Source organism: Microbacterium sp. (assembly GCF_047606685.1).
Lineage (GTDB): Bacteria > Actinomycetota > Actinomycetes > Actinomycetales > Microbacteriaceae > Microbacterium.
Map to the genome: position 1 here is coordinate 1 of NZ_JASGEC010000081.1, position 13,559 is coordinate 13,559.

At 71.9% G+C, this 13,559-nt stretch carries 15 protein-coding genes; 11 read left to right on the forward strand and 4 right to left on the reverse strand.

Going from position 1 to position 13,559, the window contains the following annotated elements; genetic code table 11:
* Positions 1–264: 264 nt before the first annotated feature.
* From QM611_RS09705 to QM611_RS09735, 7 genes are all read left to right on the forward strand, one after another.
* Entirely contained in the window at positions 265–657 is a 393-nt protein-coding gene (locus tag QM611_RS09705) for a TOBE domain-containing protein (protein ID WP_415079713.1), read from the forward strand.
* Between the two features lies 1 nt (position 658).
* Positions 659–1,432, forward strand: a complete 774-nt coding sequence (gene modA / locus QM611_RS09710; protein ID WP_415079714.1) for a molybdate ABC transporter substrate-binding protein — start codon at positions 659–661, stop codon at positions 1,430–1,432.
* Positions 1,433–1,441: 9 nt separating this feature from the next.
* Positions 1,442–2,263, forward strand: coding sequence for an ABC transporter permease (locus tag QM611_RS09715; protein ID WP_415079715.1), 822 nt, complete (start codon positions 1,442–1,444; stop codon positions 2,261–2,263).
* Positions 2,230–3,393, forward strand: coding sequence for a sulfate/molybdate ABC transporter ATP-binding protein (locus tag QM611_RS09720; protein ID WP_415079716.1), 1,164 nt, complete (start codon positions 2,230–2,232; stop codon positions 3,391–3,393). Before QM611_RS09715 ends, QM611_RS09720 begins: the two co-directional genes overlap by 34 nt.
* Before the next feature lie 36 nt (positions 3,394–3,429).
* Positions 3,430–4,533, forward strand: coding sequence for a GTP 3',8-cyclase MoaA (gene moaA, locus QM611_RS09725; protein ID WP_415079717.1), 1,104 nt, complete (start codon positions 3,430–3,432; stop codon positions 4,531–4,533).
* Positions 4,534–4,566: 33 nt separating this feature from the next.
* On the forward strand, positions 4,567–5,448 hold the full coding sequence (fdhD, locus tag QM611_RS09730) for a formate dehydrogenase accessory sulfurtransferase FdhD (protein ID WP_415079718.1): 882 nt from the start codon (positions 4,567–4,569) through the stop codon (positions 5,446–5,448).
* A 94-nt stretch (positions 5,449–5,542) separates the two neighbouring features.
* Positions 5,543–6,049, forward strand: coding sequence for a bifunctional nuclease family protein (locus QM611_RS09735; RefSeq protein WP_415079719.1), 507 nt, complete (start codon positions 5,543–5,545; stop codon positions 6,047–6,049).
* Here QM611_RS09735 and QM611_RS09740 read toward each other — a convergent pair.
* Entirely contained in the window at positions 6,046–6,432 is a 387-nt protein-coding gene (locus QM611_RS09740; RefSeq protein ID WP_415079720.1) for a type II toxin-antitoxin system VapC family toxin, read from the reverse strand. The two genes, QM611_RS09735 and QM611_RS09740, sit on opposite strands and share 4 nt — an antisense overlap.
* On the reverse strand, positions 6,429–6,662 hold the full coding sequence (locus tag QM611_RS09745) for a FitA-like ribbon-helix-helix domain-containing protein (protein ID WP_415079721.1): 234 nt from the start codon (positions 6,660–6,662) through the stop codon (positions 6,429–6,431). The genes QM611_RS09740 and QM611_RS09745 overlap by 4 nt, the downstream gene beginning before the upstream one ends.
* A gap of 99 nt (positions 6,663–6,761) precedes the next feature.
* Between QM611_RS09745 and QM611_RS09750 the strand changes: the two genes are divergently transcribed.
* Positions 6,762–7,418, forward strand: a complete 657-nt coding sequence (locus tag QM611_RS09750; protein ID WP_415079722.1) for an NAD(P)H-binding protein — start codon at positions 6,762–6,764, stop codon at positions 7,416–7,418.
* Positions 7,419–7,492: 74 nt separating this feature from the next.
* Here the strand turns inward: QM611_RS09750 and QM611_RS09755 are convergent, their stop codons facing one another.
* The gene (locus QM611_RS09755) at positions 7,493–8,518 is read right to left on the reverse strand and encodes an LLM class flavin-dependent oxidoreductase (protein ID WP_415079723.1); all 1,026 of its coding nucleotides are present in this window, start codon (positions 8,516–8,518) and stop codon (positions 7,493–7,495) included.
* Positions 8,519–8,637: 119 nt separating this feature from the next.
* On the opposite strand from QM611_RS09755, the gene gnd reads away from it, so the two are divergent.
* Complete coding sequence (gene gnd / locus QM611_RS09760; protein WP_415079724.1) at positions 8,638–9,696, forward strand: phosphogluconate dehydrogenase (NAD(+)-dependent, decarboxylating); 1,059 nt, start codon at positions 8,638–8,640, stop codon at positions 9,694–9,696.
* Between the two features lie 58 nt (positions 9,697–9,754).
* Here the strand turns inward: gnd and zwf are convergent, their stop codons facing one another.
* The gene (gene zwf, locus QM611_RS09765) at positions 9,755–11,293 is read right to left on the reverse strand and encodes a glucose-6-phosphate dehydrogenase (protein ID WP_415079725.1); all 1,539 of its coding nucleotides are present in this window, start codon (positions 11,291–11,293) and stop codon (positions 9,755–9,757) included.
* Positions 11,294–11,402: 109 nt separating this feature from the next.
* Here zwf and QM611_RS09770 point away from each other — a divergent pair, with 109 nt between their 5' ends.
* Positions 11,403–12,482: a DNA glycosylase AlkZ-like family protein gene (locus QM611_RS09770; protein WP_415079726.1), complete on the forward strand. Its 1,080-nt coding sequence runs from the start codon at positions 11,403–11,405 to the stop codon at positions 12,480–12,482.
* 68 nt (positions 12,483–12,550) lie between these two features.
* Positions 12,551–13,447 (forward strand): carbohydrate kinase family protein, encoded by an 897-nt coding sequence (locus tag QM611_RS09775; RefSeq protein WP_415079727.1) that lies wholly within the window; start codon positions 12,551–12,553, stop codon positions 13,445–13,447.
* The last annotated feature ends 112 nt before the right edge of the window (positions 13,448–13,559 follow it).

Genomic DNA, 13,559 nt, shown 5'->3' on the forward strand with positions numbered 1-13,559 from the left:
ACGTGCGCGGCGCGCAGGCGTCGCTGCCCCGCGTCGCCCAGCGCGGCGAGGCTGCGGTGCCGTGCGGTGCGCGCCCGCTCGGCGTCGCTGAGCGCGGCGACGGGCTCCACGAGCGGGGGCAGGGGCATGCCCTCACGCTACCCCCGGTTCACGTGCCGCGAATCGCGTGCGCACGGAGCAGAACGCGGCAATTGAGCGCGCCGTGTCCGCATGTGCGGAGATATTCATTTCAAGTGCACGCAGAAACGGCGATAATGTCGAGCCATGGCCAGCTACAGAATCTCCGAGGCCGCGCGGCTCCTCGGCGTCAGCGACGACACCGTGCGCCGCTGGGTCGAGAGCGGCGCGCTGCCCGTCCTCGCCACGAGCCCCGCAGAAATCCCGGGCGACGCGCTCGCCGCCCGCGCCGTCGCACTCGCGAGCGCTCCGCGCGACCCGAGCGACGTGCTCTCCAGCGCTCGCAATCGTTTCGTCGGGCTCGTCACCCGCGTCCAGGCGGACGGCGTCATGGCGCAAGTCGACATCCAGGCCGGCCCGCACCGCGTTGTCTCGCTGATGTCCGCCGAGGCCGTGCGCGATCTGAAGCTCGCGCCCGGCTCGCTCGCCGTCGCCGTTGTCAAGGCCACCACCGTGATCGTCGAGACCCCGAAGGACTGACATGCGCCGCCCCCTCGCCGCCGCAGCCGTGGCATCCCTTCTGCTCCTCGCCGGCTGCGCCAGCGCCGATCCCACCGGATCGCCCAGCGAGACACCGCAGGGCCTGCAGGGCGAGCTGACCGTCTTCGCCGCGGCGTCGCTCAAGGCGTCGTTCGACGAGATTGCGGACGATTTCGAGAACGCGCATCCTGACGTCGACATCCTGCCGATCGTGTACGACGGCTCGAGCACGCTCGTCACCCAGCTGAGCGAAGGCGCTCCCGCCGACGTGTTCGCGTCAGCCGACGAGAACAACATGGACAAGGCGACGGATGCCGGCCTCGCCGCCGATCCGCAGCTGTTCGCCTCCAACACGCTCGTGATCGTGTTGCCCGAGGGCAATCCGGGCGGCGTGCAGACGCTCGCCGACCTCGCCGACCCCGACCTGGACGTCGTGCTGTGCGCTGACGAAGTGCCGTGCGGCGCCGCGGCGCAGACGCTGCTCGACAACGCCGGCGTCGAGGTGGCCGCCGCCAGCTACGAGCAGAATGTCACGGCTGTGCTCACGAAGGTTGAGGGCGGCGCCGACGCCGGCCTCGTGTACGTCACCGACGTGCAGGGCCGCGACGACGTGGAGAGCATCGTGCCCGACGGCGCGGCCGAGGTCGTCAACCGCTACCCGATCGTCGCGCTCGCCGAGGCGCGCAACCCCGAGGCAGCGCAGGCGTTCGTCGACTACGTGCTCGGCCCGGACGGCCAGGCGGTGCTGGAGGCGCACGGGTTCGGAGCACCGTAGGTTGGAGCCGTGCGTTCGCGGCGGGAGGTCAGGGGCTTCGTCCCTCCGATCCTGGCGTTGCCGGCGATCCTCGGCCTCGCGCTGCTCGTGCTGCCGCTGGGCGCGCTCGTGTGGCGGGTCGACTGGTCGACGCTATGGGCCGACATCTCCTCGCCCGAGGCGGTCAGCGCGCTCGTGCTGTCGCTGGTCACCGGGCTCGTCGCGACCGCGCTGTGCGTCGCGCTCGGCGTGCCGCTCGCGCTCGTCATCGCCCGCTCCGGCCCCCGCGTCTCCGCCGTGCTGCGCGCCATCGTGACGATCCCGCTCGTGCTGCCGCCCATGGTCGGCGGCGTCGCGCTGCTGTTCCTGCTCGGCCGCAACGGCCCGCTCGGCATGCTGCTGTTCCAGTGGTGGGGAATCCGCATCCCGTTCACGACGCCCGCGGTCGTGCTCGCGCAGACTTTCGTCGCGCTGCCGTTCCTCGTGCTCGCGCTGGAGGGCGCGATGCGCACGGCCGGCGTCGACTACGAGCGCACCGCGGCAACGCTCGGCGCGCGGCGGTGGACGATCCTGCGGCGGGTGACGCTGCCGCTGGCCGCGCCGGGGCTCGTCACCGGCGTCATCCTGTGCTTCGCGCGCGCCATCGGCGAGTTCGGCGCGACCGCGCTGTTCGCGGGCAACGCCCCCGGCGTGACGCAGACGATGCCGCTCGCGATCTACACCGCGTTCAACGGGTCAGGCGTCGGCCAAGGCGCCGCCGTCGCGCTGTCGCTGCTGCTGCTGGCCACCGCGATCACGGTGCTGCTGCTCGTGCGCGCATGGCGGCCCGGAGCGGGCGGGGCGACACCGTGACCGGGGGAGCGCTCGACGCGCGTGTCGTCGTCGGCCGCCGAGCCGGCTTCCGCCTCGACGTGACCGTGGCCGCCGCGCCGGGGGAGACGGTGGCCGTGATGGGCCCGAGCGGGGCCGGCAAGTCGACGCTCGTGAGCGCGATCGCGGGACTCGTGCGGCTCGACGACGGACGGATCGCGATCGACGAGAAGGATGTCTCGCGCGCCAAGCCGCGCCGCCACGTGCCGCCCGCCCTGCGCAACGTCGTGTTGCTGGGCCAGGAGCCGCGCCTGTTCCCGCACCTCACGGCGCGCGAGAACGTCGCCTTCGGTCCCCGCGCGCGCGGCGTCGACAAGGAGGTGGCCAGAAGGGATGCCGACGACTGGCTGTGGCGCGTGGGGCTCCCCGGATCGGGCCCGCACCGCCCCGCCGAGCTGTCGGGCGGCCAGCAGCAGCGCGTCGCGCTGGCGCGGGCGCTCGCGACGTCGCCGAAAGTGCTGCTGCTCGACGAGCCGTTCACGGCGCTGGATGCCGAGACGGCGGGCGACCTGCGGGCATTGCTGCACGAGCAGCTGCACGCCACGCGGTCGACGACACTCATCGTGACGCACGACGCCGTCGACGCCGCCGCGCTCGCGTCGCGCCTGGTCATCGTCGAGAACGGCGCCGTGACTCAGGAGGGCGCGGTCGCCGAGGTGCTGGCGATGCCCGCGACGCGGTTCGCCGCCGCGGTCGCCGGCACGAACCGCCTCGTCGGCGTCGCGCGCCGGGGCGGCTGGTCGTCGGGCGACGGCGAGGCAGATGTGGTGCTCGACGCCGCCGACATCCAGTCCCGCGCCGCTGCGCACGCCGAGGGCGCCGCGCTGGCCGCGCTGGTGAGGCCCGGGGCGGTGCACCTGGAGCCCGTGGTGGAGACGTCGTGGACGGGCGCGCTGCGGCTCGCGCGCGACACGGCGCCCGAGCGCGGGTCGTGGCTGGCGCGCGTCGTGCGGCTCGAGCAGACGCCCGGCGGCGTGCGCGTGCACACCGCTGACCCGGTGGTCGCGGTGGACCTCCCGGCCGACGCGGCGGCGGCCCAGGGGCTCGTGGCGGGCATGCCGGTGCGGCTGTGGGTCGACCCGGCCGACGTGCGCTTCGCGCGCATCCCCTGACGGCCCGCGTGCCAGCGCCCCGAGTAGCCTCGGTTTATGGTCGCGGTTCCGCTCGTGCTCGCCAGGCGGCCGGTGGAGGTGCCGGAAGATGCCCCCGCGGGCACCGGGCCGCTCGTCGACACGCACGGCCGGGTGCACCGCGACCTGCGCGTCTCGCTCACCGATCGCTGCTCGCTGCGGTGCACGTACTGCATGCCCGAGCAGGGCAACGAGTGGCTGGCGCGCACGAGCATCCTGACCCTCGACGAGATCGAGCGCGTCGCGCGGGTCGCGGCGGCGGCGGGCATCACGACCTTCCGCCTCACCGGCGGCGAGCCGCTCCTGCGCGCCGACATCGTCGACGTGGTGCGCCGGCTCGCCGCGATCTCGGGGCCCGACGGGCCGGTCGAGCTGGCGATGACGACCAACGGCATCCGGCTCGCCGAGTTGCTTCCCGCGTTGGCCGATGCCGGCCTGCGCCGCCTCAACATCTCGATCGACACGCTGCGGCGCGACCGGTTCCGCGAGCTCACGCGCCGCGACCGGCTGCCCGATGTGCTCGACGGCATCGCCGCGGCCGCGGCATCCCGTCTTCGTCCGCTCAAGCTCAACACCGTCGCAATGCGCGGCGTCAACGACGACGAGCTCGTCGAGCTCGTCGACTTCGCTGTCGGCCACGGCGCCGAGCTGCGCTTCATCGAGCAGATGCCGCTTGACGCCGGCCACACCTGGAGCCGCGACGCGATGGTCACGCGCGCCGGGATCCTCGACGCTCTCGCGGCGCGCTGGAGGCTCGTCCCGCTGCCCGGCCGCGGGGGAGCGCCCGCCGAGCGGTTCGTGCTCGATGGCGTGGTGTTGCCGTCCGGCCAGCCGGCGGCGGTCGGTGTCATCGCGTCGGTGACGGCGCCGTTCTGCGGAGCGTGCGACCGCCTGCGCCTGACCGCCGACGGCCAGCTGCGCAACTGCCTGTTCTCCACGATGGAGTACGACCTGCTGCCGGCCCTTCGACAGGCTCAGGGGCCGGGACAGGAGGGGGCGGTTCTGGACGCGGAGATCGAGCGGATGCTGCGCGCCTGCGTGCGCGGCAAGCTCCCCGGGCACGCCATCGACGACCCGTCGTTCCTGCAGCCGACGCGCGGCATGAACGCGATCGGCGGCTGACCGGGGCTGCGGGGGCGGGCATACGCTGGACGCATGGGCCGGATCACGACGCGCAGCCGCGTCACCAAGATCACACTCGGACAGCCCGAAACGCACCGCGCCGACACGCTCGCGGTCGAGGAGCCGCTCGAGATCCGGGTCGGCGGCACACAGCTCGCGGTCACGATGCGCACGCCGGGGCACGACGTCGAGCTCGCGGCCGGGTTCCTCGTGTCGGAGGGCGTCATCTCGCGCGGCGGGCAGTTCCGCAGCGCCATCCACTGTGGCGGACCCGGCGCCGGCGGGGCGACGGCCGGCGGCGGCCTGCTCGGGGCGGCGGCATCCGACGGCAACACGTACAACGTCCTCGATGTCACCCTCGCCCCCGACGTCGCGCCCCCCGATCCCGACCTCGCTCGCAACTTCTACACGACGAGCTCGTGCGGGCTGTGCGGCAAGGCGTCGATCGACGCGGTCGAGACGGTGTCGGCGCACGACGTCGCCGGCGACGAGGCATCCATCGACGCGGCCCTGCTCGCGACGCTCCCCGACGCGCTGCGCGCCCAGCAGGCCGTGTTCGACAAGACGGGAGGGCTGCACGCCGCCGCGCTTTTCGACGCCGCGACCGGTGAGATGCTGGTGCTGCGCGAGGATGTCGGCCGGCACAACGCCGTCGACAAGGTCGTCGGCTGGGCCGTGCTCGCCGATCGGCTGCCGCTGTCGGGCTGTGTGCTCCTGGTATCGGGGCGGGCGAGTTTCGAGCTCGCGCAGAAGGCGGTGATGGCCGGCATCCCGATTCTCGCGGCCGTGTCGGCCCCGTCGTCGCTCGCCGTCGAGCTCGCCGCCGCGGCGGGGCTCACGCTCGTCGGGTTCCTGCGCGGCGCGTCGATGAACGTCTACGCGCACCCGCGTCGTGTCACGAGCCGTCCCGGCTGACCCTGCCCGAGCGGCCCGGCTCCCCGACGTCCCCGTGCGTACGATGGCAGCACGCCCTCGTGCGGGGCGCCGCCCACGGAGGGAGGGAGACAGCATGGCTCAGGTCCGCGTCGCAGGAATCGCCGTCGACGGGGCGGGCCAGCACGTCATCCTGCTCAAGCCGATCGACGAGCTGCCGGGCTCGGGGAGCGTGCTGCCCATCTGGATCGGCCAGCAGGAGGCGACCTCCATCCTCATCGCGGTCGAGGGCGCTCCCGTGCCGCGCCCGCTCGCGCACGACCTCATGCGACGGCTGCTCGAGGCGTCCGGGTCGGACGTCGTCCGAGTCGAGGTCGTCCGCATCGAGGAGGGAACGTTCTACGCCGTCGTGACCCTGTCGACCCCCGCCGGAGAGCGCGTCGTCGACGCGCGGCCGTCGGACGCCATCGCGCTCGCGTCGCGCACGAGCGCGCCGATCTGGGTGGCCGACGCGGTGATGGCGGATGCCGGCGTGCCCGACTTCCTCCCGGAGGAGGACGCCGCCGAGCGGCTCGAGGAGTTCAAGCGCTTCCTCGACGACATCGAGCCCGAGGACTTCGGCGAGCCCGACGAGACAGGCTAGGGCGCCTCGATGCGGCAGCGTGTGCCTGGTGCGTGGCGAATGCGGTGGTCGTACGTGAGCAGCGTGCAGTCGAGGGCCTCGGCGAGCGCCACGTAGGCGCCATCGTACGGAGTGAGGATGTGCCGCAACTCGATGGCTCTCGGGATGAGCGTGCTTGACGCGTAGTGCGTGATGGAGAGCTCCGCGAGGTCGTCGAGGGCACGGAGCAGCCCTTCGTCATCGAGCAGCCCGCCGAGCCACAGGCCGCGGAGCGCCGACGCCACCTCGGTGTCGACAATGTCGGGCGCTGCGATCTCCTCGCTCTGGAGGCGGTCGCCGGCGACTCGCCCTGCGGGCCGGTCGCTGAGCAGTTCGACCAGCACGGACGAGTCGACGACGATCATCCGCGGCGACGCTCTCGGTGAAGCGCTGCAATCACGTCTTCAGGGCTGAACGACGGCTTGTGGTCTCGCGCGCGGATGCGGGCGATGATCTCCGCGTTCGTCGGCTTGCTCGCCAGTCGCGTCAGCTCCGCCGTGAGGAACTGCTGCAGCGATTGTCCCGCGCCTTTCGCGCGTTCCGCGAGCACGGCGTGCACATCCGGGTCGAGGTCGCGGATGAGAACGTTGGGCATGCTTTCATTATGCATGCGTTGGGGTCTACGCGTGAGATCCGATCGGCGGCCCGAGCGGGCGCACGGCCGCTTACGCTCGAAGAGGCGAAGGGAGCCACCATGGCGCGCATCCTCATCATCGGCGGGCACGGGAAGGTCGCACTCCTCCTGGCTCCCCTCCTCGTGGCCCGCGGCGACACGGTGACCGCCGTCATCCGCAATCCCGATCACGAGGCGGAGGTCGCGGCCACCGGCGCCGCTCCGCTCGTCGCCGACATCGAGCTGCTCGACACCGACCAGCTCGCAGGGATCGTGCGCGGCAACGACGTCGTCGTGTGGTCGGCCGGCGCTGGCGGCGGCAACCCGGCGCGGACCTACGCCGTCGATCGCGATGCGGCGATTCGATCGGTGGATGCCGCCTCGGCGGCCGGGGTGCGCCGGTACATCATGGTGTCGTACTTCGGGGCGCGCCCCGACCACGGCGTCGCGGACGACAACCCGTTCTTCGCGTACGCGGAGGCCAAGGCGGCCGCCGACGCGCACGTGCGCGCCAGCGGCCTGGACTGGACGATCGTCGCGCCGAGCACCCTCACCCTCGACCCGCCGACGGGCCGCATCGACGCCGCCGCGGCGGAATCGGGCTCGGTGCCGCGGGCGGACGTGGCATCCGTCGTCGTCGCCGCCCTCGAGGACGACACGACCGTCGGCCGCACGATCCGCTTCAACTCCGGCGACATTCCGATCGCCGACGCGATCGGCACCCCCTCGCGCGCGTGAAACCCGCATTCGCGCACGTGTCTCGCGCGCGCGAATGCGGGTTTCTGTAGCGCGAAGGCTCGGCAGCGGAGGGGTCAGACAGTCGGCTGCCAGCCCAGCTCCGGCGCGACGAAACGCGCGAACTGCTCCACGATCCGGAGGTTGAATGCGGGGCCCAGCTGCGACGGGATCGTGAGCATGAGCGTGTCGGCGGATTGCACCGCGGCGTCGTGGCGCAGCTGCTCGACGAGCACGTCGGGCTCGGCCGCGTACGTCTTGCCGAAGGTCGAGCGGAACCCGTCGATGTAGCCGACGCCGTCCTCCTCCTGGCGGCCGCCGAAGGAGAGGTGGTCGTCGGCAGTCACGAGCGGGAACACCGACCTGCTCACCGACACGCGCGGCTCCCCGGCGTGCCCCGCCTCGCGCCACGCGGCGCGGAACGCGTCGATCTGCTCGGCCTGCAGCACGTCGAACGGCAGCCCGCGGTCTTCGGTGAGGAGGGTGGACGACATCAGGTTGACCCCGACGCGCCCCGCCCACGCGGCGGTCTCGCGCGTGCCGGCGCCCCACCACACGCGCGAGCGCAGCCCGGGCGAGTGCGGCTCGACGCGCTGCATGCCGACGCCGCCGCCGAACGGCGACGACGGGTCGCGCTGAGCGAGGCCCTCCCCGTCGATCGCGCGCAAGAACAGGTCGAAGTGCTCGCGCGCCAGCCCGGCGCCGCGCGGGTCGTCGCCGCCGTCGTAGCCGAAGGCCTCGTAGCCGCGCACGACCGTCTCGGGCGAGCCGCGGCTGACGCCCAGCGCGATCCGTCCGCCCGAGATGAGGTCGACGGATGCCGCCTCCTCGGCGAGATACAGCGGGTTCTCGTACCTCATGTCGATGACGCCCGTGCCCACCTCGATGCGCGTGGTGCGCGCGGCGATCGCGGCCAGCAGGGGCAGAGGAGAGGACTGCTGCCGCGCGAAGTGGTGCACGCGGAAGTAGACGCCGTTCACCCCGAGCTCGTCCATTCCCTCGGCGAGCTCGATGGCCTGCAGCATCGAATCGGCGGCGGTCAGCTGCCGCCCGCCGCCGAGCGGTCCGTAGTGGCCGAACGAGAGCGTGCCGAACCGTTGCATGCCGGGTGAAACGGCGCGACGACGATGCCTATTCCATTGAATGGAGTCGAAACCCGAAACCCCTCTAGACTTCGCAAAAAGGTCGCCAACGACGGCGGCACCGCGAGCAAGGAGCAGAAATGCAACTGGGAATGGTCGGCCTCGGCCGGATGGGCGCCAACATCGTGCGACGACTCATGCGCGACGGACACGAGTGCGTGGTCTACGACGTGAGTCCGGATGTCGTGGCAGAGCTAGTCGCGGAGGGCGCCGTCGGCGCCGACAGCATCGCGGATCTCGCGTCGAAGCTCCAGGCGCCACGCGCCGTGTGGCTCATGATCCCGGCGAGCCTCACCGGCAAAGTCGTCGACGAGGTCGCCGCGGCGCTCGAGCCCGGCGATGCCATCATCGACGGCGGCAACTCGAACTACCGCGACGACGTGCGGCGGGCCGAGGCGCTCGTGGAGCACGGCATCGACTACCTGGACGTCGGCACAAGCGGCGGCGTGTTCGGCCTCGAGCGCGGTTACTGTCTCATGATCGGCGGACCGGATGGCGCGGTCGAGCGACTGAACCCGATCTTCAAGACGATCGCGCCCGGGCCGGGCGAGATCGAGCGCACTCCCGGGCGCGAAGGCGACTACGCGCCGGAGGAGCAGGGCTATCTGCACTGCGGCTCCAGTGGCGCGGGCCACTTCGTCAAGATGGTGCACAACGGCATCGAGTACGGCATCATGGCGGCGTTCGCGGAAGGCCTGAACATCCTCGACAACGCCGACGCCGGCGTTGGCGAGGCGGAGCACTCGGCCGAGGTGGCGCCGATGGAGGAGCCGGAGTACTACCGCTTCCACGTCGACACGCCCAAGGTCACCGAGCTGTGGCGGCGCGGCTCGGTCGTCTCCTCGTGGCTGCTGGATCTGACCGCCGCCGCGCTGCAGTCCAACCCGACGCTCGAGGGCCTCGCCGGGCGGGTCTCGGACTCGGGGGAGGGCCGCTGGACCGTCAAGGCGGCCATCGACATCGGCGTGCCGGTGCCGGTGCTCGCAGCATCCCTCTTCGAGCGCTTCGCGTCTCGTGACGAGGACCGCTACGCCAACCAGATCCTGTCGGCGATGCGCTTGCAGTTCGGCGGGCACCAGGAGCGCGCGGCCGGCGACGTGCTCGAGGCGGGCGGGCGCAAGGCCGACACCGCCGGCTGACGACTCGACGTTCGGGCCCCGGTCGCGAGACGACCGGGGCCCGAACTGTCTGAGTTGCTTACGACGCTCCGCGCCAGCTCCGCTCGAACGGCAGGCGCCACGCGTGCGGGGTGATCAGCTGGTGCACCGAGTTCGGGCCCCACGACCCGGGAGCGTAGTGCTTGACGGCGGGCGGGTTCTCCAGCAGCGGCGCTGACCGCTCCCACAGCGACTCGATGCCCTCTGCCGTCGTGAACAGCGTGTGGTCGCCGCGCATCGCGTCGAGGATCAACCGCTCGTAGGCCTCCATGACCTCGCCGGCCCGGCTGGTCTCTTTGGTGGAGAACTGCATCGACAGCTTGTCCAGCCGCATCCCCGGACCTGGGCGCTTGCCGTAGAACGACAGCGACACTTTCGACTCGTCGGCGAGGTCGAACGTGAGGTGGTCGGGGCCCTGCGACCCGATGCCGGAGCCGGCTGGGAACATCGACTTCGGCGCCTCCTTGAAGGCGATCGAGATGATGCGGATGCCTTCGGCCATCCGCTTCCCGGTGCGCAGGTAGAACGGCACACCCGCCCAGCGCCAGTTGTCGACGCGTGCGCGCAGCGCGATGAACGTCTCCGTGTCGGAGTCGGGGTGCACCCCCGGCTCGTCGCGGTAGCCGGTGTACTGGCCGCGCACGGTGTCCTCGGGCAGGATCGGCTCCAGCGACCGGAACACCTTGTTCTTCTCTTCAGAGATCGAGCGCGGCTCCAGCGTGGTCGGCGGCTCCATGGCCACGAACGCCATGACCTGGAAGAGGTGCGTGACCACCATGTCCTTGTACGCGCCGGTCGGCTCGTAGAAGGCCGCGCGCTGGTCGAGGCCGAGCGCTTCCGGGACATCGATCTGGATGTGGTCGATGAAGTTCCGGTTCCAGATCGGCTCGAACAGGCCGTTCGCGAAGCGGAAGGCGAGGATGTTCTGCGCCGCCTCCTTGCCGAGGAAGTGGTCGATGCGGAAGACCTGGCTCTCGTCGAACGTGCGGTGGATCTCCGCGTTCAGCGCCACCGCCGTCTCGAGGTCCTCGCCGAACGGCTTCTCCATGATGATGCGCGAGCGCTTCACCAGGCCAGACTCGCGCAGGGTGTCGATCACCTTCGACGCGGCCTGGGGCGGCACGCTCAGGTAGTGCAGCAGGCGCACCCCGCTGCCGAGCTCCTTCTCGGCCGCGTCGACCTTGTCGGCCAGCGCCTTGGGGCCCGCGGACTGGGGAATGTAAGACAGCAGCGGCGCGAACTGCTCCCACTGCTCGTCGGTGAGTTTGCGCGCGCCGACCGAGTCGACGGACTCGCGCGCGAACTGGCGGAACTCCTCGTCGGTGAGGTCGTCGAGCGACGTGCCGATCACTCGCAGGCCAGCGGTCAGGCCGGAGACGGCGAGGAAGCCGAGGCCGCACAGCAGCTTGCGTCTGGCGAGGTCGCCGGTCGCGCCGAACAGGACCACGACATGCGGGCCTGCCTCGGTGGTGTCCTTCTTGGGGCGGGCGGTCGGACTGGGGTGGGAGATGCCCCCGCTCGGGTAGGCGATCGTCTGCGCTTTGCGCTTGCCACCAGCGGGTCGTTGGTCGTCGGTCATTGCACCATCGTGGCGGCGCGGCGGGTCGAGTGCAATCCCGAATTCGGATCGGCTTTGCAATTGAGGGTGTTTTCCGGCGTGTTTTTCGGTCGAGCGTACCCTCGAGAGCATGGCGCACGAGCTCTCAAACGACCAGGCTCGGCGCATCATCGTGCGCGCGCAGCTGCTGGACGCGGATCGTCCGGGCGACGTCGTCGAGGTCGCCGAACAGCTCGGCTACCTCAAGATCGACCCCACCGCCGTGATCGCGCCGTGTGAGCACACGGTGCTGTGGTCGCGCATCGGCTGGTCGTACGAGCCGGGGCAGCTGCAGAAGGCGTTCGAGCTCGACCGGCAGCTGTTCGAGCTCGACGGCGCATTCCGCCCGATGAGCCTGCTGCCGTTGATGCTGCCGGCGATGCGGCGCTGGCCGCAGCGCGAGAGCACCCGCCAGTGGATGGACGCGAACGCCCGCTTCCGCGCCGACGTGCTGGCGCGCCTGCGCGCCGAAGGCCCGTTGCGGGCGAGCGAGATCCCCGACACCGCGCAAGTGGCTCGCGCGCCGGACGGCTGGTCTGGGTCGAACCAAGTGCCGATCATGCTCGACTTTCTGGTGCGGCAGGGCGAGGTCGCGGTCGCGCGGCGAGAGGGGCGGCAGCGCGTGTGGGAGCTGGCGGAGCGCGTCTACCCGCGTGACCTGCCCGAGTACGGCGATGACGAGGCGGCGCTTCTGCTCGAGGAGCGGCGGTTGCAGGCCGCCGGCATCGCGAAGCAGAAGTCGCCGTGGACTCCGGTGGGGGAGGCCGGCGAGCCCGTGGCGATCGAGGGCAGCCGTCGAAAGTACCGCGTCGACCCGCGGGCGTTGGCGGCGCTCGATGATGACACCGGCGGCCGGGTCGCCTTCCTGAACCCCTACGACGGGATGCTGTTCGACCGGCCCCGCCTGAAAGAGCTGTTCGGCTTCGAGTACGTGCTCGAGCAGTTCAAGCCGAAGCCGCAGCGCAAGTACGGCTATTTCGCGCACCCGATCCTGATCGACGACCGGTTCGTGGGGCTGTTGGATGCCGAGCTCGACCGCGAGCGGGAGGCGCTGCGCGTCAACGCGGTGCACGAGCTGGAGCCGCTCGAGTCCGAGGAGCACGAAATGGTGCGCGCCGAGATCGCCGACCTCGCCGAGTGGTTGGGCGTGGGCGTCGCCGGCGAGCGCTGACTTCCTGCCGGGCGGGCGGATTCCGGTGACGGGCGCGGGGGCCGTATGGTTTCTATGAGGAGGGCCCAGTGAGCAACACCGCCCGCGTGCTCGTCATCGGCGAGGCGCTCATGGACATCGTGGTGCGGCCCGGCGCCGCCGACGTGGAGCATGTCGGTGGCTCGCCCGCCAACGTCGCCCTCGGCCTTGCCCGATTGGGAGTGCCGGTGCGGCTGCGCACCGCGCTGGCCGACGACGAGCGAGGCGCCGTGATCGTCCGGCACCTGGAGGCATCCGGCGTGCGCGTCGACCCGGAGTCGTTCTCGCTCGAGCGCACACCGACCGCCCGCGCCGTGATCGGCGACGACGGCAGCGCGCGGTACGAGTTCGACCTGGAGTGGCGCCTCCCCGCCGACATCGGCATCGACGGCGCGGAGATCGTGCACGTCGGCTCGATCGCGAGCTTCATCGCCCCGGGCGCCGACGATCTGGTCGCCTTCCTGCACCGGGCGCGCGGGAGCGCCCGCATCACGTTCGACCCCAACATCCGGCCCGCGCTGGTCGGCGGGCGCGAGGCGGGGGTCGCGCGCACCGAGGAGATCGCGGCACTCGCGGAGGTCGTGAAGATGAGCGACGAGGATGCCGAGTGGCTCTACCCTGGCGAGCCCCTCGAGGCCGTGCTCGAGCGCATGCTCGCGCTCGGGCCGCGTGTGGCGGCGATCACGGCCGGCTCGGACGGCGCGCTCCTCGCGTCCGCCGACGCGCGGGCGCGCGTGGAGACGCCGCGCGTGCGGGTGCAAGACACCGTCGGCGCCGGCGACACGTTCATGGCCGGGTTGATCGACCGGATGCTGGCGGGCCTGGCCGTCGACGAGCCCGCTCTGCGCGAGTTCGGGCGCTTCGCCGCCGCGGCGGCGTCGGTCACGGTGTCGCGCGCGGGCGCCGACCTGCCGAGCCGGGCCGAGGTCGAGGCGGCCCTGCGCTAGCTCTTCAACGTCCAGGGGGCTCCAGCAGGCTGACCAGGCGCGCGCGCAGCACGTCGACGGCGCGCGCGCGGGCGCCGCGCAGCGGCGCGTCCGACACCTGCGCCGCGCGCAG

Bases quoted from the DNA above. Each gene is read 5' to 3' on its own strand.
- QM611_RS09705 (WP_415079713.1), top strand. From the start codon at position 265: ATGGCCAGCTACAGAATCTCCGAGGCCGCGCGGCTCCTCGGCGTCAGC.
- modA (WP_415079714.1), top strand. From the start codon at position 659: ATGCGCCGCCCCCTCGCCGCCGCAGCCGTGGCATCCCTTCTGCTCCTC.
- QM611_RS09720 (WP_415079716.1), top strand. From the start codon at position 2,230: ATGGCGGCCCGGAGCGGGCGGGGCGACACCGTGACCGGGGGAGCGCTC.
- moaA (WP_415079717.1), top strand. From the start codon at position 3,430: ATGGTCGCGGTTCCGCTCGTGCTCGCCAGGCGGCCGGTGGAGGTGCCG.
- fdhD (WP_415079718.1), top strand. From the start codon at position 4,567: ATGGGCCGGATCACGACGCGCAGCCGCGTCACCAAGATCACACTCGGA.
- QM611_RS09735 (WP_415079719.1), top strand. From the start codon at position 5,543: ATGGCTCAGGTCCGCGTCGCAGGAATCGCCGTCGACGGGGCGGGCCAG.
- QM611_RS09740 (WP_415079720.1), bottom strand. From the start codon at position 6,432: ATGATCGTCGTCGACTCGTCCGTGCTGGTCGAACTGCTCAGCGACCGG.
- QM611_RS09745 (WP_415079721.1), bottom strand. From the start codon at position 6,662: ATGCCCAACGTTCTCATCCGCGACCTCGACCCGGATGTGCACGCCGTG.
- QM611_RS09750 (WP_415079722.1), top strand. From the start codon at position 6,762: ATGGCGCGCATCCTCATCATCGGCGGGCACGGGAAGGTCGCACTCCTC.
- QM611_RS09755 (WP_415079723.1), bottom strand. From the start codon at position 8,518: ATGCAACGGTTCGGCACGCTCTCGTTCGGCCACTACGGACCGCTCGGC.
- gnd (WP_415079724.1), top strand. From the start codon at position 8,638: ATGCAACTGGGAATGGTCGGCCTCGGCCGGATGGGCGCCAACATCGTG.
- zwf (WP_415079725.1), bottom strand. From the start codon at position 11,293: ATGACCGACGACCAACGACCCGCTGGTGGCAAGCGCAAAGCGCAGACG.
- QM611_RS09770 (WP_415079726.1), top strand. From the start codon at position 11,403: ATGGCGCACGAGCTCTCAAACGACCAGGCTCGGCGCATCATCGTGCGC.